General features: G+C 71.2%; 18 protein-coding genes. 3 read left to right on the top strand and 15 right to left on the bottom strand.

What is annotated here, in order from left to right; all coding sequences use genetic code 11:
* Positions 1-20: 20 nt before the first annotated feature.
* The 6 genes from ACT3SQ_RS06410 to ACT3SQ_RS06385 form a co-directional block, all read right to left on the bottom strand.
* Positions 21-1691: an ABC transporter substrate-binding protein gene (locus ACT3SQ_RS06410; protein WP_444600956.1), complete on the bottom strand. Its 1671-nt coding sequence runs from the start codon at positions 1689-1691 to the stop codon at positions 21-23.
* Positions 1688-2683 (bottom strand): GNAT family N-acetyltransferase, encoded by a 996-nt coding sequence (locus ACT3SQ_RS06405; RefSeq protein WP_444600955.1) that lies wholly within the window; start codon positions 2681-2683, stop codon positions 1688-1690. The genes ACT3SQ_RS06410 and ACT3SQ_RS06405 overlap by 4 nt, the downstream gene beginning before the upstream one ends.
* Positions 2680-3378, bottom strand: coding sequence for a PIG-L deacetylase family protein (locus ACT3SQ_RS06400; RefSeq protein ID WP_444600954.1), 699 nt, complete (start codon positions 3376-3378; stop codon positions 2680-2682). The genes ACT3SQ_RS06405 and ACT3SQ_RS06400 overlap by 4 nt, the downstream gene beginning before the upstream one ends.
* Positions 3375-4574, bottom strand: coding sequence for an exo-beta-N-acetylmuramidase NamZ family protein (locus tag ACT3SQ_RS06395; RefSeq protein WP_444600953.1), 1200 nt, complete (start codon positions 4572-4574; stop codon positions 3375-3377). The genes ACT3SQ_RS06400 and ACT3SQ_RS06395 overlap by 4 nt, the downstream gene beginning before the upstream one ends.
* A 124-nt stretch (positions 4575-4698) precedes the next feature.
* The gene (locus ACT3SQ_RS06390) at positions 4699-5571 is read right to left on the bottom strand and encodes a MurR/RpiR family transcriptional regulator (protein WP_444600952.1); all 873 of its coding nucleotides are present in this window, start codon (positions 5569-5571) and stop codon (positions 4699-4701) included.
* Positions 5568-6554: an N-acetylmuramic acid 6-phosphate etherase gene (locus ACT3SQ_RS06385; protein WP_444600951.1), complete on the bottom strand. Its 987-nt coding sequence runs from the start codon at positions 6552-6554 to the stop codon at positions 5568-5570. Before ACT3SQ_RS06385 ends, ACT3SQ_RS06390 begins: the two co-directional genes overlap by 4 nt.
* Positions 6555-6828: 274 nt before the next feature.
* Between ACT3SQ_RS06385 and ACT3SQ_RS06380 the strand changes: the two genes are divergently transcribed.
* The 3 genes from ACT3SQ_RS06380 (at position 6829) to ACT3SQ_RS06370 (ending at position 10282) form a co-directional block, all read left to right on the top strand.
* Complete coding sequence (locus ACT3SQ_RS06380; protein ID WP_444600950.1) at positions 6829-7821, top strand: N-acetylglucosamine kinase; 993 nt, start codon at positions 6829-6831, stop codon at positions 7819-7821.
* 173 nt (positions 7822-7994) lie between these two features.
* Complete coding sequence (locus tag ACT3SQ_RS06375) at positions 7995-8690, top strand: DUF1345 domain-containing protein (protein ID WP_444600949.1); 696 nt, start codon at positions 7995-7997, stop codon at positions 8688-8690.
* Positions 8691-8854: 164 nt separating this feature from the next.
* Positions 8855-10282 carry a flavin-containing monooxygenase gene (locus ACT3SQ_RS06370; RefSeq protein ID WP_444600948.1) on the top strand — a complete coding sequence of 476 codons (1428 nt, stop codon included), beginning with the start codon at positions 8855-8857 and terminating at the stop codon, positions 10280-10282.
* A gap of 204 nt (positions 10283-10486) precedes the next feature.
* Here ACT3SQ_RS06370 and ACT3SQ_RS06365 read toward each other — a convergent pair whose 3' ends face one another.
* The 9 genes from ACT3SQ_RS06365 to ACT3SQ_RS06325 form a co-directional block, all read right to left on the bottom strand.
* Positions 10487-12301, bottom strand: coding sequence for a CopD family protein (locus ACT3SQ_RS06365; RefSeq protein ID WP_444600947.1), 1815 nt, complete (start codon positions 12299-12301; stop codon positions 10487-10489).
* Entirely contained in the window at positions 12298-12708 is a 411-nt protein-coding gene (locus ACT3SQ_RS06360; RefSeq protein WP_441443150.1) for a fluoride efflux transporter FluC, read from the bottom strand. The genes ACT3SQ_RS06365 and ACT3SQ_RS06360 overlap by 4 nt, the downstream gene beginning before the upstream one ends.
* Entirely contained in the window at positions 12705-13343 is a 639-nt protein-coding gene (locus ACT3SQ_RS06355) for a fluoride efflux transporter FluC (protein WP_441443151.1), read from the bottom strand. The genes ACT3SQ_RS06360 and ACT3SQ_RS06355 overlap by 4 nt, the downstream gene beginning before the upstream one ends.
* Positions 13344-13490: 147 nt before the next feature.
* Positions 13491-15029 carry a dihydrolipoamide acetyltransferase family protein gene (locus ACT3SQ_RS06350; RefSeq protein ID WP_444600946.1) on the bottom strand — a complete coding sequence of 513 codons (1539 nt, stop codon included), beginning with the start codon at positions 15027-15029 and terminating at the stop codon, positions 13491-13493.
* A 33-nt stretch (positions 15030-15062) separates the two neighbouring features.
* Complete coding sequence (locus ACT3SQ_RS06345) at positions 15063-16046, bottom strand: alpha-ketoacid dehydrogenase subunit beta (protein ID WP_444600945.1); 984 nt, start codon at positions 16044-16046, stop codon at positions 15063-15065.
* On the bottom strand, positions 16043-17182 hold the full coding sequence (locus ACT3SQ_RS06340; protein WP_444600972.1) for a thiamine pyrophosphate-dependent dehydrogenase E1 component subunit alpha: 1140 nt from the start codon (positions 17180-17182) through the stop codon (positions 16043-16045). The genes ACT3SQ_RS06345 and ACT3SQ_RS06340 overlap by 4 nt, the downstream gene beginning before the upstream one ends.
* 383 nt (positions 17183-17565) lie before the next feature.
* Positions 17566-19125 (bottom strand): glycoside hydrolase family 3 N-terminal domain-containing protein, encoded by a 1560-nt coding sequence (locus ACT3SQ_RS06335; protein ID WP_444592390.1) that lies wholly within the window; start codon positions 19123-19125, stop codon positions 17566-17568.
* A gap of 123 nt (positions 19126-19248) precedes the next feature.
* The gene (locus tag ACT3SQ_RS06330) at positions 19249-19452 is read right to left on the bottom strand and encodes a hypothetical protein (protein WP_441443155.1); all 204 of its coding nucleotides are present in this window, start codon (positions 19450-19452) and stop codon (positions 19249-19251) included.
* A gap of 89 nt (positions 19453-19541) precedes the next feature.
* Entirely contained in the window at positions 19542-20834 is a 1293-nt protein-coding gene (locus tag ACT3SQ_RS06325) for a Gfo/Idh/MocA family protein (RefSeq protein WP_441443156.1), read from the bottom strand.
* Between the last annotated feature and the right edge of the window lie 63 nt (positions 20835-20897).

Genomic DNA, 20897 nt, shown 5'->3' with positions numbered 1-20897 from the left:
CGGGTGCCCGCACCGGGGGATCATTCGGCGGGCTCGAGGTTCAGGACGACGAGCAGGTTGTCCGGGGACTGGAACGGTGCGCCGAAGGCGTACGGGTCCTCCTCGGACGGGAAGCCGGTCCACCGCGAGGAGTTGTACTGGAACCAGTTCGGTGCCTGCAGCAGCGGGATGGTGGGGAACTCCTCGACCACGATGGTCTGGAGCGCGTCCAGCGCCGCCTGCTTCTCGGCCTCGTCCTCAGTCGCGGCATAGGCAGCGAGCTGGGCGTCGGCCTCGTCGTCGTAGTAGCGGCCGAAGTTCTGCGTGACCGCCGCGCCGTCCTCGGCCCTGTACTCGGAGCTCAGCAGCGAGCGGTACATGTCGAAGGGGGACTGACCGATCGCCACGGAGGACAGCGTCAGCTCGAAGTTCCCGTTGTTGCGGGTCTCGAGCCAGGCCTCGAAGGCGACGCCCTGGGGGACGACCTCGATACCGATCGCTGCGAGCTGCTCCTCGAGAAGTTGCACGATGCTGACCCAGTCGGCCCAGCTCGAGGGCACCTCGACGTTCCAGGACATCCGCTCGCCGTCGGGGCTGACCCGGATGCCGTCCGCACCGGCGGCGTAGCCGGCCTCGTCCAGCAGGCGGTTGGCCTCTGCGGTGTCGAAGTCGAGCGTCGCGTCGGTGTACTTGTCGGCGAGCACCGACTCGTACGCCGGCAGCGGCAGGCCCGTGGGGTGCGCGGCGGGGGTGTATCCCTGCATCGCTACCTCGGAGAGCTGGGCGCGATCGATGCCGAGGCTGATCGCGGAGCGCAGGGCGACGTCGTCGAACCCGGGCTTGGAGGCGTTGTAGAGCAGCGTCACCAGGCCGCCACCGGGGTACCAGTAGCCGCGGTTCTCCGGATCGTGCTCGATGAAGATCTGCTCGATGTTGGGGACGAATCCACCGGTCCAGTCGAGGTCGCCGTTGCGCATGGCCGTATTGAAGGTCTCGGTGGTGTTGGCCGGGTAGTGGACCTCCGTCACGGAGACCTCGTCCGCCTGCCAGTACGCCTGGTTCTTCACCATCGTGTAGAGCTGGGCGGAGAAGCGGTCGAGGGTGAAGGGGCCGGTGCCGACGGGCTCCTCGTTCGTCGTCTCGATCGGGTCCTCGATCGCGCTCCAGATGTGTTCGGGCACGATCAGGGTGTTGCCGATCGCGGCGGAGAACGCGAACTGGGGCTCGGCGAAGGTGACCTCGACGGAGAGGTCGCCGGTGGCCTCGGCCTTGACGACCGGACGGGCGTTGGCGTTGGTCGCCGGGAACTCCACCATCTGGTTGAAGGTGAACGCGACGTCGTCGGCGGTGAACGCCTCGCCGTCCGTCCAGGTGACGCCCTCACGCAGGGTGAAGGTGACGACGGTGCCGTCCTCGTTGAACTCTTGGGAGAGGGCGAGCCAGGGCATCGACTCCCCCGGCCGCATCGGCGTGTTGAGCATCAGGGGCTCGTACACGAAGCCGCGGGTGCCGTGCAGCATCGACGCGGAGAAGGGGTTGAAGTTCGCCTGGTACGTGTTGGTGCTGTTGGCGTGGATGGACAGGGGCGGCAGTGTTCCGCCCTCGCCACCGCCACCACCACCGCTGCCCTTCGAGCCGGAGGTGCAGCCCGCGGTGACCGCGGCCAGTCCCGCGGCTGCCAGGGGGACTGCCAGTGCTGTGCGACGTCTCATCGTTGATCCTCGTTCCTCGGCGCCTTCGCCGACTGGGGGGTGTGCAGGTCTGTGCGCATCACGGTGAAGCGGCGGGACACCGTGAAGCCGGTGCTCGCGTAGAGGTGGCCTGCGGGGGACTTCTCGCCCGTCCACAGGAACCACGCCCCGTGCGCCGCCTCGGAGCGCATCTGCATGAGCGTGAGGCTCAGCAGGATGCGGCCGAGGCCCGTGCCGCGACGGGTCTCATCGACCCCGAAGGGGCCGAAGCGTTCGAAGGTGTCGCCATAGGCGCCATAGGTCGCGAGGCCGGCGACGGCTCCGTGCGGATCCCTCGCCACGACGACGCGGCGCACGGCGGCGGGGTCGCGCAGCGCGGCCTCCCTCAGGACCTCTCCCCAGTCCGGGGCGAGGCGGTTGCTCGCGAAGGCGATCACCTCGGGCAGGTCCTCGACCGTGGCCGGACCGAAGCGGAACCCGTCCGCGCGGCGCGTGCGCACCAGGTCGCGGACGCTGTCGCTGATCGACCAGGCGTCCAGGTCCAGGCTCATCGCGGCGGCCATCCCCGAGGGGGCGAGCCCGCAGGCCTCGAGGAAGGCGATCCCCTCGGGGTGCTCCTCGGCGTCGACGCCGGGCCAGAAGTAGGCCTGGGGGTAGCCGGCGACGGTGAGGCTGGTAGCCCCGCGCTCGGCGAGGTGGTCCCGAACCCTCTCGAACAGCGCGCGGCCGATCCCGCGGCGGCGATGCCCGGGGTCGACGCAGGCGAGGGTCATGTAGCCGCTCGTGGGCAGCGCGGGCACGCCGCGCTCGGCGCAGGTGCCGTAGGCGGCACCTATCACGCCGTCCTCGGGGTGCTCGGCGATGATCAGCCCTCGGGGGTCGTGGTTCGGCTCGAGCAGGAGGTTGCGTCCGAGCCGCTCGGCGGAGACCACGTCACGCGGCATGGCGCGGGTCATCAGCCCGCTGATCCGCTCCATGTCGCCGGGCCCGGCGCCGCGGTAGACGATGCTCATGCCAGCGCCGCCATCGAGGGGAAGGTGGTGCCGGCCAGCGCGACGGCGCGGGTGGTGCCTGCGAGGCAGCCGCGCATGGCCATCTGGGCGGTGTAGTAGTCGATGTAGCGGAAGCCGTAGGTCTCGCCGCGGGCAAAAGCCTGGACGCTGATCGCCTCCCGCCAGAGCGCGAAGGCCTCGTCGGAGATCGTCACGGAGGTGTCGGCGACATAGTCCTCCGCGTCCTCCCAGTTCTCGGTGTGCAGGAGCTGGCCGACGCCGTGACGTGCGGCGTCCTGCTCGCGATGGCCGGGCAGGCCCGAGAGGAAGCGGGCGCGCTCCGCGATCACGGAGGCGGCCTCGTGGTCGCTGTGCATGCTGTGCCGCCAGTGCGCCAGCACGAGGTCGGGTCGCTCCTGCCGCATGAGCAGGGCGAGGCGGTCGGCGACCTCGTCGTCGGGAGCGAGGAATCCGTCCGAGAGGTCGTCGAAGATGTGGACCTCTGCGCCGATGGTGCGGGCGAAGCTCTGCGTCTCGGCGATCTTCTGGGCGCGGTACTCGTCCACGGACAGGCGTGGGTGGCCGCGCTCGCCCGGAGTCAGAGCGACGAGCACCGAGCGCCCGCCGTCCAGGACGTTCTGGGCGAGGATGGGGCCGGCGGCGAGGTCCATGTCGCCGATATGTGCTCCGACGGCCATGATGGTCCGGGCTCTCACAGTGTGTCCTCCTGGGGGTTCGTCGGGGTGGTCTCGTAGAGCAGGGCCGCGGACGGCGGCTGCGGTGAGCGGGGGGATCGCTCGAGGATCTGGGCGAGGTCGAGGCCTGCGTCGATGCCCTCGCGCAGGGCGGGGCTTCCCCAGAGCAGGTCGATGAAGGGCGGGCGGTCGCCGCCGAGTTCGTCGGGCCCGCGCTGCCGCCAGAGGGTTTCGTCCGGGTGCAGCTCGCGCACGGTGGAGAGGACGGCGTGGGCGGTGCGCAGCGGGTCGAAGCGTGCGGCGTCGAGCAGGTGGAGCTGGGCACCATGGACGGTGCTGCCGCTCCACTTGGAGAACATGGGGCGGAAGACCGCTTCGCGGACGGCGACGCCCGGGAGGTCCTGGTCCCGCAGCGCCTCGGCCAGGGCGCGCGTGGTCCAGGCTGCGCCGAACAGCTCGAAGGGGCGGGTGGTGCCGCGCCCCTCGGACAGCAGTGTGCCCTCGATCAGCGCGGTGGCGGGGTAGAGGGCGGCTGAGTCGGCGGTGGGCATGTTGGGCGAGGGCATCACCCACTGTGCGGCGGGGAGGGCCGACGTGGCCGTCTGCGACTCGACCTCCACCACGTCCAGCTGCACCTGGCGGCCGGTCTCCTGGGGGACGTGCTCGAGGGCGAACCAGCGGGCGAGCTCGCCGAGGGTCAGCCCGTGCCGGAGCGGGATCGAGACGCGACCCACGAAGCTGGCGCAGGCGGGATCCAGGCCGGGGCCGAGCCGCCGGCGTCCCAGCGGGTTCGGTCGATCGGCGATGACGAGGGAGAGGCCGGTACGCGCCGCAGAGCACATCAGGTCGAACAGCGTCCAGGTGTAGGTGTAGAACCGGGACCCGATGTCCTGGAGGTCCACCAGGATCTGGGCGGCGCCGGAGCGCAGCAGCAGTGCGTCGAGCCCGGCGCCCTCGGCCCCGTAGGTGTCGAGGATCGGCAGGCCGGTGGCCTCGTCGATGCCGTCGCCGTCGCTCTCGCCGGCCTGGGCGGCGCCCCAGTAGCCGTGCTCGGGGGTGAGCACTGCGGTGAGGGGGATGCCGGCGGCGTGCAGCGCGTCGACGCCTCGCGCGAGATCCGCGGTGACGGAGGTGTAGTTGGCGCACAGCGCCGTGGGGACCTGCTGGAGGAGGTTCGGATCGCGGAGGATGCGATCCAATCCGGTGGTGCCGGCCATCGTGCACTCCCTGCTCTGCGAGTGGTGGGTCACACTTCTTGAGGAAACTTACACGCTGGACCGACTTGCCCGCAAGTAAGTTCCACACTTGGGCGTGCAAGCTCCAGGAGGGTCCTGCACAAGGTCAGCGGGAGCGGCGCTCCACGGCGGCGCGCGTGGTCTCCAGCGCGGTGCGCCCCAGGTCAGGCAGGCAACGGGCGACAGCGACCAGGATGCAGTCGATCACCGTCAGCTGCGCGATGCGGGAGGCGGTCGCCCCGGAACGGAGCAGCGACTCCTGCGCGGCCGTGACCAGCAGATGATCCGCATACTGCGCCAGCGGAGAGCTCGGGGCGTTGGTGATAGCGACAGCGGTCGCACCCACCTCCGCTCCGAGCCGGAGGGATTCGATCACCTCGGCGGTCTGCCCGGTGTTTGAAATGCCGATCGTCACGCACCCCGGCGTCAACAGTGAGGCCACGATGAGCGCCTCATGCACGTCCTGGTGGGCGCTGCAGCTCAGACCCAGGCGCATGAGCTTCTGCTGGAGGTCCTGCGCCGCAAGGCCGGAGGCGCCGATGCCGAACACGGCGATGCGAGGCGCGGCGGAGATCCGATGGGCCACCTCGGCGAGCGTGGCGATGTCCAGGGCCTGCGCGGTGTCCTCGACGGCGCGCGCGTCGGAGACCGCGATCTTGCCGACGACCGTGGCGAGGTCGTCATCCGGATCGATGTCCCCCTGCAGCTCGCCCCGCGAGGTGCGCTCATCCGCAATGGCGGCCTCATGCAGAAGGTTGCGCCGGAACTCGCGATAGCCGCTATACCCCAACTCCGTCGCGAAGCGCACGACGGTCGCCTCGGAGCATCCCGCCTCTGCGGCCAGCGCGCCAATGCTCAGCCCGCTCGCGGCCGACGGATCCTGCAGCACGATCTCCGCGATTCGGCGCAACTTGGGCTGAAGGTCGCCGAGGCGCCCGCGCAGCCGCACGGTCACCGCCGCGCCCGTGCCGGCGATCATGACGAAGTCAGCAGGGAGGCCACCGCGGCGCGGATCCCGGCCGGGTCCCCAACGCGGGAGGGATCCGGCGGATAAGCGGCGGCGGCCGCACGGGCCGGGGCGACCTCGCTGCCCGCGAGCAGCGCCACCAGAGCCGCGCGCACGTCGCCATCCGCGGCCTGGAGCATCTCCGCCGCGGCCTCGGCGTCGACGCCCGTGCCCTGCACGAGCATGCGCACAGTGCGGGCGACGAGCTTGTGGTTGGTGGGCCGCACGTTGATCATCAGGTTGGAGTACGTGGTGCCCAGCCGCACCATCGTCGCCGTCGAGAGGGCGTTGAGCACGAGCTTCTGCGCCGTCGCGGACTTCATGCGGGTCGATCCGGTCACGACCTCGCTGCCGACGTCGGGCAGGATCGCGAGGTCGGCGCTGCCAGCCAGCTCGGCCAACGGGTTGGTGGAGATCAGCGCCGTGCGCAGCCCGCGGGACCGGGCCTCACGCAGGGCTCCGCCGGCGAAGGGCGTGCGACCGCTCGCCGCGAGGGCGATGATCACGTCTCCGGGTGCGGACTCCTTGGCGACCAGTCGGGCTCCGGCCTCCTCGTCATCCTCCGCACCTTCGACGGCCCGCATCATGGCGGTCTCGCCGCCGGCAAGATAGGCGGCGACCATGGTGTCGTCCGCGTTGTAGGTGGGGATGAGCTCGACGGCGTCCAGCACGCCCAGACGTCCGGAAGTCCCGGCGCCGACATAGCGGACGGTGGATCCGCCGGCGATCGCGCGGACGCACTCCTCGACGAGCTGGGCGATCTGCGGGCTGACGGCTTGGACCGCCGCCGCCACCGTCGCATCCTCGGAGAGGATCAGCTCCACCAGCGGCCCTGCGTCCAGCGTATCCAGCTCGAGGCTGCGTGCATTGCGGGCCTCGGTGGGCGAGGCCATGGCCACGAGAGAGCGCCAGGCGGTGTCGTCCGGTGCGGGCAAGGGCGGGTTCGGAGCGTTCATCATTCCTTCCAGGGTGCCATCGAGCGGGGAGCGGAGTGACTCCGAGCATTCCCGCTCATTCTGTATGAGGGAACGTTCTGGCGAGGCGACTTCCGAAAGCCGTCGTCCGCGCCGAACAAGTCGATCACCACAATGAAAGTAACCTCCACTAGAGGCATTGCTTGATAGAAGTTACCATGATTGCGGGGCGTGCGGGAATCGTTCCCGCATCGTCCCTGACGGCCAGGCTAGGACGCCCGGCCCTTACGATGAGCACCCCGACGAGGGAGGTCCCATGAGCAGCACTCCACCACCCACCACCCGCACCCTGGTGATCGCGGGGGACATCGGCGGTACCAGCTCGCGCCTGGTTCTCGCGCCGCTGGCCGGGGCGATCGTCGCCGAGGCGGAGGGGCCCGGGGCGAATCTGCGCTCCTCGGGGACGGACGCGCTCGACAACATCGCCCGGACGGCCGAAGAGGTCCTGGCTCGCGGCCGGCGGGAGCTGGGGCACGACGGAGAGCTCGCCGCGGTGGCGCTCGGGATCTCGGGCGCGGGCCCGGCGCGGGCGGCGGAGGTGCGCCGCGCCGTCGGTGAGCGCCTCGCCGGGCTCGGCATCGGCGAGGAGCGGATCCTGATCACCGATGACCTGCACACGGCCTTCCTCTCCGGGGGCGTCGGGGACGACGGCCTGCTGGTGCTCGCGGGGACCGGCGCGGTCGCGGTCCGCTTCCAGGAGCGGGAGGCGGTGGCTCGCCGGGACGGAATGGGCTGGCTGCTGGGCGATATCGGTTCGGCCGTCTGGCTCGGACGCCGCACGCTCGAGGCGGTCGCCGCGGACCTCGACGGCCGCGGCCCGCACACCCGGCTCACTGAGGAGGTCGGCGAGATGCTGGGCCTGGACCTGCGGGGTGGGCAGAACCCTCCCTCCCCCACCGGTGACCCGCGCCAGGACCTGATCCGCGCCCTGGACGAGCAGCTCCCGGCCGGCGCGCCCGCAGCGTTGGGCCGTTTCGCGCGCCTGCCGGGGAACATCGCCGAGGACCCGGTGGCCGGCGAGATCCTCGATCTCGCGATCCGGCACGTGCTCGAGACCGTGCAGGCCCTGGATCCCGGAGCCGGCCTCCCGGTGGTGCTCGCCGGCTCCGCGCTGACCGGGCCGGGCCCGTTCCACGACGCGGTCACCGCGGCGCTGCGGTCCCAGGGCCGCTCCTTCCGCGCCGCCCCCACCGGGCTGCCCGGGGCGCTGCTCCTGGCCAGGGAGCGAGCCGCTACCCTTCTGCCATGAACGCCTCCCCGCCGGCCGACCTCCCCGGCCCCGGAGCGGAGCCCTCGGAGCAGGCAGAGCCGCCGGCACCGGCACCGGCACCGGCACCGGCACCGGCGGAGCCGATCCCCGTCGCGACTCCGCCTCGCCGACGGCGACGGCTCCCCCGGCACCGCAGGTCGTGGAGACGGCGCATGCTCTCGGAGAACCTGCGCCTGTTCGCGGCGCTGCTGCTCTCGGTGGTGATCGGCGTGGCCGTCGTGCTGGTGCTCTCCGCCGCCCTTTCCGGCATCGGCTCCACCGAGATGGAGCTGCCGCTGCTGCTGATCCTGCTCATCGTGGTGATGTCGGTGTACTCGCTGGCGTTCGCGGGACTGACGCTGTGGGCTCTGACCGATCAGCCGCGGCACCGCATGCTCGCCGCCGCCCGGCTGCCCCGGGCCCGCCGCCATGTGCGCTTCTATCGCTGGTACATGGCTCGTTCGAGCGCCTTCAGCGAAGTCGCGCAGATGCTGATGATCGCGGTGATCGCCGCCCTGCTGCTCATCGTGCCCCCGCCCGAGGTGCCGATCGCCGCGCTGCTCGCGCTGACGGCGGTCGCGGTGGCGACAGCGTGGATCGGCACCGTGATCACCTTCGCCGCCGAGTACGCCGCCGAGGACTCTCGCGGCACGGCGTTCTCCCTGCCGGGGACTCCCGGCGCGGAGCGGACGATCGGGGACTACGTCTACGGGGCGGTGCTGATCCAGGCCTCCTCCGGGACCGGCGATCTCACCCCGCTGACCGCACCCGCCCGGCGCCTGGTGCGCCATCACGTGATCCTCGCGCACGTCACCAGCACCATCATCGTCACCCTGGGCGTCTCCGCCGTGGTCACGGCCGTGACCTGAGCCTGCGGCGCCTCGCCGACGTCCCGTCGGTCACGCTCGCGCCGAGGGGGCGTCCTGCATGCGGCGCGGCGATAGGATGGCCAGCGTCCGCCCGCTGCTGAGCCGGGTGCCCGGCTCTGCACCGGGCACCGCGTGCCGCCCGACTCGGAAGAAGGCTTCCCTCGATGCCCGATCTCCACGACCAGATCCCCACCCGCGAGAAGGTGCTGATCATCGGCGCCGGGCCTGCGGGCCTCGCCTCTGCTGCGGCGCTCAAGGCGCTCGAGGTGCCCTTCGACCTGGTCGATCGCGCCAAGCACGTCGGCGGGATCTGGGACCCCGAGCGGGAGGATTCTCCGGTGTGGCCCACGATGGAGATGATCTCCTCGCGCGAGCACACCCAGTTCGAGGACCTGCTGCAGCCGGTCTCCTACCCGGACTTCCTCTCCCCCACCCAGATGGCGAAGTACCTGCGCGCCTACGCGGCCCGCCACGACCTCACCGAGCACTTCCGCCCGCACACCGCCGTGCGCTCCGCCCGCCCCTTCGAGGAGGGGGTGTGGCAGGTGGAGCTGTCCACTGGCGAGATCGGGATCTACCGCGCGGTGATCTCGGCACACGGCATCTCCGAGCGTCCCCACCGTCCCGACTGGGCGCAGACCGTCCCGGCGACGGTGCGGGTGATCCACTCCAAGGACTGGAACGGGGCCGACGGGCTCGAGGGCCAGCGGGTGCTGGTGGTCGGCTCGGGCCAGTCCGCCGCCGATATCGCGGTCGACGCCGCCCGGCGCGCCCTCGAGGTGCGCTGGTCGATGCGCACCGGCCACTGGGTGGTGCCGCGCCGCATCGCCGGGACCCCCGGTGACGTGGCCGCCTCCCGCGAGCCCGCCGCGCTCGGAGGGCTCAACGCGAAGATTGCCGAGACGCTGATCCGCCGTACCGTCGGCGACCCCGCCTCCATGGGCCTGCCCGCCCCGGTGGCGCCCCTGCTCGAGGATGCTGTGATCGTCTCCGACGATGTGCTGGACCGGGTGCGTGAAGGGCGGATCACCCCTGCCGGGGAAGTCACCGGGATCGATGCCGAGGGCATCGTCACCCATCTCGGCACCGGATCCCATGCCGGGCATCAGAGCTTCGCCCCGGATCTGATCGTGCTCGCCACCGGATACGAGTCCGGTGCCGATCATCTCCCCCAGGACGTGGTGCCGCGCACCGCCGACGGCGACCTCGATCTGTTCCTGGGCGCCTTCGCCCGTGGCCGCGACGACCTGGTGATCCTGGGCCAGCAGCGAGTTGCGGGTGGGGTGCTGCCGATCCTGGTCGAGCAGGCCGATATCGCCGCATACATGATGGCTGCGACCCGCGACGGCTCCTCGTCCTCTGCGGTCGAGCAGTTCCGTCGCCTGCGCGCCGGTGCCGAATCCGCGGTCCCGGTCACCCACCCACGCGCCGGGAGCGGGCTGCTGGGCCGGCTCGGCAGCGTGGTCGGCGCGAACCGCGTCACGATCCGCAGCGCAGCCTCGACGCACGAGACCGGCGAGAAGCTGGTTCCGGCAGCGGACCGCGACACCCTGCTGGCGCGGCTGAGGTCAGTGCGGGGCCTGTTCGCCTGATCTCGACCTCGCCAGGCCCGTCGGCCCACTGGACCGACGGGCCTGTCATGCATCACGGCCGTCAGGCAGCAGCGCGGTCACGCAGCAGGCCCGTCATGCAGCACGCCCGTCGGGCAGCGGGGCCGTCGGGCAGCGGGGCCGTCGGGCCATCGCTCTCCAGGGCCCGGCTGCCGCCAGGCCGTCACGAGGCTCGCCGACGCCGCCTCAGGCGGCAGGATCTGAGCGGCGCCGACGCGGCACCATCACGATCACCGCGGCGACCGCCACCACCACCAGCACCGCGATGCCCGCGCGCTGCTGATCCGCGAGCGCATCAGCCCACCAGGTGCGGCCCGTGGCTCCGAACCAGCTCGCCGCCAGCAATGAGTCGGTCAGCAGCAGCGCGACCCCGGTGCCGAGACCCAGCAGCAGCGGAGCCCCGCGCAGCAGCAGGCGCTGCCAGGGCCGAACCGTGACGGGCACAGCCCGGACGGCGAGCGCGGTGAGCACTCCTCCGGCCAGTGCCAGCATCTGCAGCGCCAGATGCGCGGCATGCCCGTCCAGCGCGAGCCGGAGGAACGGGCTGACGTAGCCGAGGATCAGCAGCAACGGGCCGGCCAGGGCCAGCAGCATCGCCACCCACCAGCGGTCCTCGACCAGTGCCCGCAGACGCTGCGGAACGGCCCCGACGCTGCCCAGCAGCGTCCCGGCCAGAACCATCAGCAGCACATGCTGCAGCACGTGGGCGGAGACCAGCACCTTGCCATAGACGTTCAACGGTCCGCTGGTCATCAGCACCAGCACCATTGCGCCCAGCAGCAGGCGGAGGCTCTGTGTGCGCGGACGACGGGGCGCCCGGGGCCGCCACCACACCAGCGCCAGCGCGCAGGCCAGCGCCATCCCGAAGGGATCAGGCCGCCAGGCGGTGAGCACGCTGGACACCTCCGGCATCGCCGGCAGCGGGTAGCCGGTGAGCACCCCGGCGGTGCCCCCGGGCGGAGTCCCCGCCTCGGCGGGTGGTGGGGAGGAGCTCATCGCGGCGGCGAGTGCCACAGCGAGTCCCATCAGTGCGAGCTCTAGCACGGCGAGGCGCCGGTAGGTGGCTCGTGCGTGCTTGCCCGCATCCTTCGAGACGGCGCCCCGGGTAGCATCCGGGGCTGTGCCGAAGCCCTCGGCGATCTGTCGGCGCTGCAGGACCCCGAGGCCGCCGAGCAGGAGCAGCAGGACGGCCTTGGCGACCCCCAGCTGCACATACGGGCTGGTGAGGATCTCCCCGGGATGGTTCATCCTCACCGCGAGCGCCCACACCCCGCTCAGGGCGAGCGCCACCCAGCAGATGAGCGCCAGGTGCGAGTAGCCGCGCACCACGGCCCCGTCATCGCGTCCGCGGTCCGGGAGGAGCTGCAGCACGGCCAGCCCTCCCAGCCAGATCCCTACAGCGAGCAGGTGGATGAGCATGGTCGAGGTGCCCACCTCGTGGGTCTCGTCGCCGGCTGCGTGGCCCGTCATCGCAGCGCAGAAGGAGATCAGTCCGGCCAGCACCGCGACCGTGCGTGCGATGCGGACGGAGCTGCCGAGCACCGCGACGGTGGTGGTGGCCGCGGCGACCACCAGAGCCGTCAGCAGCCAGATCCCCAGATCGGTGGCGACGAAGACACCGAGATCGGACCCGAAGCGCGGCGAGCCGACGGGCTGCCCGGTCGCGACCGCATAGGAGAAGGCGAGGGAGGCTCCCCGGGCGAGGGTGGTGATCGCGGCGGCCACTCCCACCACGATCAGCACCCGGGCACGGTCCGCCTCATCACGCAGCAGCCAGCCGGCGATCACCGCACCGCCGAGGGTGAGGGCTGCGGCGAGGTCGGCGAGAGTCGCCGCGACCGGTGCGCCGTGGCGGGCGATCGGCCCGGCATCGAGCAGCACCAGGTTGCCGCCGCCCGCAGCATCGGCGGCGAGCACCGACAACCCGGCGAGCAGGGCGAAGACGGCCCCGAGGATCACGATCAGCATGGGCCGCGAACGCTGCGCGACAGACGTGCTCATGACGCGATCACCAACCCCAGCCACAGCGCCGCCATCCCGCCGCCGGCGCTCAGCATCAGATAGGCCAGGGCCAGGGAGAAGGTGGTGTGGCGCACCAGCTCGACGATGTCGAAGGCCGCGGTGGAGAGGGTGGACAGGCCGCCGCAGAAACCGACCGCCAGCAGCAGGTAGACGAACTCGCCGGTCCCTGTCGCGGAGCCGAACCTCGCCACCACGATCCCGATCAAGAAGCATGCGATGAGATTGGCGCCGAAGGTGGACCAGGGGCGCAGCCGCTCGCTGCCGCCAGCGGAGCGCGCTGCGGCCACGGCGGTGATGAGCTCTCGCAGACCCCACCGTGCGACGGCCCCGAGTCCGCTGCCGATCCCCACCAGCAGCGCGGCCAGCAGATACATCCCCGCGCTCATGCCCGGCCCTCCGCATCAGCATCGCGAGGGGCGACATCACGGGGCCCAGCATCACGGGCCGCTGCATCACGGGACTCAACATCACGGAGCGAGGCTTCACGAGGTGCGGCGAAGCGCCGACCGAGGATCAGTCCCACGATCAGGCCGCCGAGGCACAGCAGCACCGTCGCCGCCCCGTAGGCGAGGGCCAGCAGCGGGAAGTCGGCGCCGATCATCGCCGACCCTTCGAGCACCACGGCAGAGAAGGTCGTGAAGCCCCCGCACAGGCCGGTGCCCAGCAGCGGCTGCATCCAGGACCTCCCCGACCGCACCTCGAGCGCGCCGTTGAGCCCGCCGAGCGCGAGGCAGCCGAGCAGATTCACCCAGAACGTCGCCCAGGGCACCTCGACCAGCGTGGGAGTGGTGACCGTCGGGGCTAACGCCGACAGTGCGAATCGCAGCATTCCTCCGAGCGCACCACCTGCCGCGACCAGCAGCGCGGTCTGCCACCAGGTCAGTGGAGCGCGAACCGGCCCGGAGCCCAGCGTCTCGGAATCGATGACGTCCTCGAGGTGCACGGCGGCCATCTCGACCGTGTGCATCCTCGGATCGTCGCGTCGCGGGGTGCGGGGCGCGGGAGAGGGGCTCGAGGTCACCGACACAGCGTACCGACGACTGCGCCGCCGCTGTCCGTCCGCGCCGCCCGGGCGCTCAACCCCACACCTTCAGGTCGAGCTCCTCCCGCCGCGCCTCCGCCGCCGACTCGCACGCTCGCTGACGACTCCAGCTGCACAGTTCGTCGCTCAACCCCACACAAGCCCCAGGGAGGGGTCCTCCAGCACTGCGGAGACGTCGCGGAGCAGCTCCGCGCCCAGGGCGCCGTCTATCAGGCGGTGGTCGAAGCTGAGTGACAGCGTGGCGACCTGGCGCGGCACGATCTGCCCGTCCACCACCCATGCCTTCTCCTTGATCGCGCCCACCCCGAGGATCGCGGACTCCCCCGGGTTCAGGATCGGGGTGCCGGAGTCGATGTCGAACACGCCGTAGTTGGTGATCGTGATGGTGCCGTCACGGGTGTCGCGCAGCGAGGTGCGACCGGCACGGGCGGTGCGGGCGAGCTCGCTGATGCCCTCGGCGAGCTCCCGCAGGGTCATCAGATGCGCGTCCTTGAGGTTGGGCACGATCAGGCCGCGGGGCGTGGCCGCGGCGATGCCGAGGTTCACGTAGTGCTTGTAGACGATCTCCTGGTTCGCCTCATCCCAGGAGGCATTGACCTCCGGGTTGCGACGGATCGCGACCAGCAGCGCCTTCGCGATCACGGCGAGGGGGCTGATCTTGACGTCGGCCCACTCACGGGAGGCTCGCAGCTGGCTGACTATCTGCACCGCGCCCGTCATGTCGATCTCGTTGAAGACCGTCACGTGCGGTGCGGTGAAGGCGGAGGCCACCATCGCCTCCGCGGTGCGCTTGCGCACCGAGCGGATCGGCACCCGTGTGGTGCGGTCATCACTGGTGACACCCGAGAAGGGCTGATCGCGCGTGGACTTCATGGCGCCTCCCAGACCCTCCGGGGCCTGCGGGGACTCCTCGGGGAAGTAGTCGCCGTCGACCTCACCGCCGTAGGTGCGCTGCTGCGCGTTCAGCACGTCCTGACGGGTGACGGTCCCCTCGGGCCCGGTGGCCAGCACATCGTGCAGGGCGACGCCGAGATCGCGGGCGAGCTTGCGCACGGGTGGCTTGGCGAGGATGCGGCCGATCGGCACCTGCTGGCCGTCATCGGACTGGGCCGGTTCGGCGAGGCGGCGCCGACGGCGCTGCGGGCTGGCCTGGGTGCCATAGCCGACCAGGTTCTTCGGCTCCTCCGTCGCAGCGGCTGACGCAGCAGACGCAGCTGAGCTGGCCGAGGTCGCCTGCGCGGCGAGCTCTTCGGCCGACGGGTCCGCCTCGGGCTGCGCAGAGTTCGGCTGCGCGGAACTCTGCTGCGCGGTGGCGGGCTGCGTGTCGGCGGGCCGGGTTCCGGCGGCGGGCCGCGGCGCGGGAGCAGGCACCGGGCCGCCGGCGGTGTCGACCTGGATCAGCCCGGCGCCCACCGGCACCTCATCGCCGACCGCGACGAGGATTGCGACGACGGTGCCGGCGACATGGGTGGACAGCTCGACGGCGCTCTTGGCGGTCTCGACCTCGACCACCGCGGCGTTGATCTCGACGCGATCGCCCACGGCGACCTTGATCTCGAGGATCTCGGCCTCGGTGAGGCCTTCCCCGGGGTCGTTCAGCGGGATCGTCACGATCGAGCTCGCGCCGGATGAGGCGGCGGAGCCTGCGGGGGTGGCGGCATTCATGGTCGTGATCCTTTCACGCGCAGGGCGCTTCCGTCAGTGCTCGAGCAGGCGGTCCACGCCGTCGAGCACCCGGTCGAGGTCGGGAAGGTAGGCATGCTCCATCCGCGAGGGCGGGTAGGGCAGGTGATAGCCGCCGACGCGGAGCACCGGGGCCTCGAGGTGGTAGAAGCACTCCTCGGAGATCCGGGCCGCGATCTCCCCGCCGAGGCCGCCGACCACCGGGGCCTCATGGGTGATCAGCAGGCGGCCGGTGCGCTTCACCGAGGCGACGATGGTCGGGTAGTCGATGGGCGCCAGCGAGCGGGCGTCGATGACCTCCAGGTCGATGCCGTCCTCGGCGGCGGCCTCCGCACTCTCGAGCGCGAGCGGCATGCTCGGCCCCCAGGCCAGCAGCGTGGCGTCGGTGCCCTGTCGCACCACCGCCGCCTCCCACGGGGACAGCTCAGGACGGTGGTCGGGATCCACATCGCCCTTGACCCAGTACCGCTTCTTGGGCTCGAAGATGATCACCGGGTCCTCGCACTCGATGGCCTGGCGGGTCATCCAGTAGGCATCCTGCGCGGTCGCAGGAGCCAGGATCCGCAGGCCCGCGGTGTGCGCGAAAAGCGCCTCCGGACTCTCGGAGTGATGCTCGATCGCACCGATCCCGCCACCGTGCGGGATCCGGATCACGATCGGCATGTGCACCGCACCGGCGGTGCGATTGTGCATCTTCGCGACCTGGGTGGTGATCTGGTTGAAGGCGGGGAACACGAAGCCGTCGAACTGGATCTCGACCACGGGCCGGTAGCCGCGCACAGCCAGACCCACGGAGGTGCCCACGATGCCGGCCTCGGCGAGCGGAGTGTCCACCACGCGCTGCGAGCCGAACTCGGCATGCAGTCCATCGGTGACTCGGAAGACGCCGCCGAGCACCCCGATGTCCTCGCCCATCAGCAGGACCTTGTCATCCGCGGTCATCGCGTCACGGAGCCCGGCGGTGATCGCCTTCGCGATCGGGAGGTTGGTGCTGCTCATGCGCGCTCCCCCTTCTGCTCGGCATCCTCGTCGGTGGCGCCGTGCTCGTCCTCGAACTGGGCGACGTACTCGAGGTACTGCGCCCGCTCGGCCTCGACGATCGGATGAGGCTCCGCATAGGCGTGGGTGAACATGCCCACCGGGTCCGGATCCTCCATGCCGTGGATGTGGTGATGCAGCTGCATGGCGAGATCGTGCGCCTCCTCGTCGCAGCGGGCGATGTACGCCTCGTCGATCTCCCCGATCTGCTCGAGGTGGCGGCGCAGGCGCAGGATCGGATCCTTCTCGGCCCATTCCTCCTCCTCGGAGGAGGGGCGATAGCGGGAGGCGTCGTCGCTGGTGGTGTGCGCGGCCATGCGGTAGGTGAGGGCTTCGACGAACACGGGGCCCTTGCCCGCCCGTGCGGAGTCCAGTGCGATGCGCACGGCACCGAGCACGGCGAGCACGTCGTTGCCGTCCACCCGCACCGAGGGGATCCCCCAACCGCGGGAGCGCTGGGCGAGCGGCACCCGGGACTGCACCGACGTGGGCACGGAGATCGCCCACTGGTTGTTCTGGGTGTAGAACACGACCGGCACATGGAAGGAGGCGGCGAAGGTGAAGGCCTCCGAGACCTCGCCCTCGCTCGAGGCGCCGTCGCCGAACAGGGCGAGAACGGCAGTGTCGGTCTCCGGCTGGCCGGTGCCCACCACGCCGTCTCGCTGCAGGCCCATCGCATAGCCGACGGCGTGCGGGGCCTGGGATCCGAGCACGATCATGTAGGGGTGGGTGCGCAGCTCGTTGGGGTCCCAGCCGCCATGGCTGACGCCGCGGAAGGACTCCAGCAGGCGCCAGGGTTCGATCCCGCGGGCCCAGGCGATGCCGTGCTCACGGTAGGTGGGCACCAGGTAGTCCTGCTCGCGGGAGGCGTGGCCGGCACCGATCTGGGCCGCCTCCTGGCCGAGCGCGCTGGCCCACAGCCCGAGCTGTCCCTGGCGCTGCAGGCTGGTGGCCTCGACATCGGCCGCGCGGATCATCACCATGTCGCGGTAATAGCCTCGCAGCCGCTCGGGGGTGGCAAGGCCGCTCTCCTCGAGCACGGCGTCGAGCTCGTCGTGCGGGGTGCGGGTGCCGTCGGCCGCGAGGAGCTGGACCATCGGCTCCTCAGCCGCGACATCAGGGATCGTGGAACGGAAGACACTCACCCGGGTAGCGTAACTTACGGGACCGTAAGGTCAAGGGAGTCGCCAGCGGTTCGGCGTCCTCGGGAGCAGACGGCAGGGATGCTCGTCATGACGAGGGCCAGCGGGGGCGTCATCAGCCGGAGGATCCTCACCTCACTCGCGACGGCTCTCGAGCGCGGCCCGGGTGCGGGCGAGCCCCGTGGCCCGGCATCGGGATGGACGTTCCCGTTCGCGATCAGCAGGCAGTCCGCGATGGTCAGCCGGGCGGCGCGGGAGGAGGTCGCTCCGGCCCGGAAGGAGGGCTCCCGCGAAGCGGTGAGCAGTGCCGGACATCATTCCGAGCACCCGCATCCCGCTCAGCGCGGTCCGCCGAGCATCAGGTCGACCGCGGCGCGCATCATGGTGCGGCCGCCGCCGTGGGCGAGCACGAGGCGGCGGTGGTCCGGGGCGGCATCGGGCACTCCGGTGTGGACCACGATCGCCTCGGGGTTCCGGGCGAGCAGGGCGGCCAGGCGCTGCCCCTCCTCGGGGTCGCTGCGCGGCAGCCGGGTGATCACGAGCAGCTGGGCGGCGGCGCTCTGCAGGCCCTTCTGGCCGACCTGGCCGGGCGGGCCGGGATAGTCGGGCGGGCCGGGCTGGTCGGGATAGTCGGGCTCTGCGGCCTGCACCCCGCGCTCGCGGAGCGCGTCGACGAGCTGCTGGGAGCGGGCGCCGGAGGCGTGCTGGGAACGGACGCGCAGGTCGACCACCATGGCGGGGTCCAGCGTGAGGGAGGCGTGGCGGGCCCGGACCGCGCGGGCTGCCGCCTCGGCGCCGAGGAGCTCGGCGCGACGCAGCGCATCCTCGAGCGCCGGGGCGGGCACGAAACGGCGCCGGACGCGCAGGGAGTGCAGGCGGGAGCGGGTGCGCGCGGCCCGGGCGCGCAGCGTCTCCCGGGGGAGCCGGCCGCTGTCGATCGCGTCCAGCAGGGCGTCGTGGGCCTCACGGAGCATCAGTTGGTCATCACGGCGCAGAGAGGTGCCCAGGCACAGCAGGTCCGCGCCGGCCTCGACCGCCTGCACCACGGACTCGCCGTAGCCGGGATCCGTGGCGACAGCCGCCATGTCCAGTGCGTCGGTGATCACGAGGCCCTGGTAGGTGCCGCCCACAGCTTGGTCCAGCAGCGGCCGCGACCAGGGGGAGATCGAGGCGGGGCCGACTCCATAGGCGGGGACCAGCACATGCGCGGTCATGATGCTGTCGAGCCAGGGCGCGATCCCCCAGGGGGCGAGGTGCTCGCGCTCGAACTGTCGGGCATCGAGATCGATCAGCGGCAGGGCGGTGTGGGAGTCGGTGGCGGTGGCGCCGTGGCCGGGGAAGTGCTTGGCGCAGGTGCCGAGCCCCGCCTCCATCAGCCCGGTCGCGAAGGCCTTGGCATGGGCGGCGACCCGGTCGGGATCATCGCCGAAGGCGCGGGTGCCGATCACCGGGTTCGCCGGGTCGGTGGAGACGTCCAGCACGGGAGCGAGGTCGAGGTCCAGGTCGCAGGCGGCGAGCAGGTCCCCGAGCGCCTTGCCGACCTCCCGGGTCAGCTCGATGTCGTCCACCTCCCCGAGCGCCCAGGCGGTCGGGAGGGAGGAGCCGGTGAGCGCCTGGAGGCGGGTGACGTCCCCGCCCTCCTCGTCGATCGCGACCACACACTCCTCGGCACGCTCGTGCACTGCACGGGCGAGGCGCCCGGCGGTGCCGGCGTCAGGGGTGTTGTGGCCGAACAGGATCACCGAGGTCAGGCCCGCATCCAGCGCCGCACCTATCCATTGCGGCAGCGTCGTGCCAGTGAAGGGCGCCATCAGCACGCCAAGCGCGTCGGGATCCCAGGCGCCGACATCCACGGTGCCGAGATCCGCGACGTCGGCATCCCACGAGGCACGTTCCATGCCTCAGCCTTTCACAGCGCAGGCGGTCATGCCCTGGGCGAGGTTGCGCTGGACCAGCACGAAGAAGATCACGACCGGCAGGGTGATGATGGACGGTCTACTTCGAGCTGTCCTGTATGAAGGTCAGCGCGAGGATGAACTCGTTCCGCACACCTCCGCATCCCACCTCCGAAGGACGCCTGGCCAGGTGATCTGGTGGCGTGAGAGGTCGAGGTCCCACCGGTACTTCCCGAGAGCGTCGGTGAGGGCCTCGTCGAGCGCCTCCTGGCGCTCCAGGGCGTAGAGAATCGTGTGCTGGGCTGCCTTGCGGAAATCGGGAGAGATCATGCCCTGAACTCTAGGGTCCCGCGGGCCGGGAACTCCAGGGTGCGGGCGGGCCGAGAAGGGGTTCCCTCGCGCGGCCCGCCCGCCACGGCTCACTCGGCGGCTGATCCCTTGGCCGCCTCCTGCGCCGCGTAGAGCGCCTCGAGGTCGATCGGCTCCTGGTCCTTATCGAGGTCCTGGACCGGCAGGGGGCAGTCCCCGAGGTCCTGGATCACGAGCCGCTCGCCAGCCTGGTTCATCGACTGATGGGCGATGACCCCGGGCAGCGTGTAGCGGGCCGCCTGCCAGGCGTTGACCATCGGCTGCATGCCGTCGACCACGGCGCGGGCGAAGTCGTCGACCAGGAAGTGGTGGGCGCCCTCGTGTCCGTTGGGCATTCCCTGGAACTCTTTGGGCAGGCGCTCCTGGTGGTGGGCGGGAGCGGCACCCGCGACGAAGGCGTCGCGCAGGGCCGGGGAGACGTCCGCCAGGCGCGGGTCGTCCAGGCTCATGGTCGCACCGGTGGCGATCTGCCCGGTCACCTCCAGCACGCGCTTCTTGTCGTGCCAGTAGGTGACGTCGATGGTCTCCTCGAAGGAGGATTCCTCGCCGAAGAAGCGGAAGCGGGATTCGCGCTTGTGGCTGGGGTAGCCCACGCGGCGCAGCTCGTTGGTGCGGAAGGCGCCCCCGTTGTCCATGCCGAACAGGGCGAAGGCGTTGCTGACGTCGTTGCCGAACATCGAGACGTCCTTGTCGAACACGCCGTCCCCGCGGGTGTCGGGGCGGCCCAGCGCCGAGACGGACACGGCATGCCGCTCCCCCAGCACGCCGAGGATGCCGCCGATGGAGTGGGTCGGGTACAGCAGCGGCGGGTAGGACGCGGTGGACTTCCAGTTCTCGCCGCCGGAGTACTTGTAGGCGTCGTAGAAGCCGAGGTCCATGTCGTGGACGTAGTCACCCTCGGCGTAGAACACCTCGCCGAAGGCGCCGGAGCGGTGGATGCGGCGGGCCAGCACCACGGCGGCGTTGTACTGGCTGGTCTCGCCCATCATGTAGACGAGCCCCGTGCGCTGCACCTCCTCGGTGATCGCCCGGATCTCCTCCTCCTTGATCGCCATCGGCACCGCGGAGTAGACGTGCTTGCCGGCCCGCAGTGCGGCCAGGGCGTGCTCGCCGTGGGTCCAGCGCTGGGTGAAGATCGCGACCGCGTCGACGTCGGAGGCCAGCAGATCCTCGAGGGTGTCGAATCGCTTGTCGAACGCGACGCCCCGAGCTTCGAGGGCGTCGATCCGCTCGGGCACGGCGTCGACGGCGTAGAGCGCGTCGATCTCGGGATGGGCGGCGAAGAGCTCCGCGAAGTGGGAGCCGAACTGACCGATTCCGACGATGCCCAGCGTGAACGACATTGTTTCTCCTTGAAAGTAAGTGATGGGAGGAACGCTACGTCAGGGTACTGGGATGCGGCAAGC

Source organism: Brachybacterium sp. AOP42-C2-15, from assembly GCF_052377065.1.
GTDB lineage: Bacteria > Actinomycetota > Actinomycetes > Actinomycetales > Dermabacteraceae > Brachybacterium.
The sequence above is the reverse complement of the archived record's forward strand: the minus strand, read 5'-3'. Positions and strand labels throughout refer to the sequence as shown.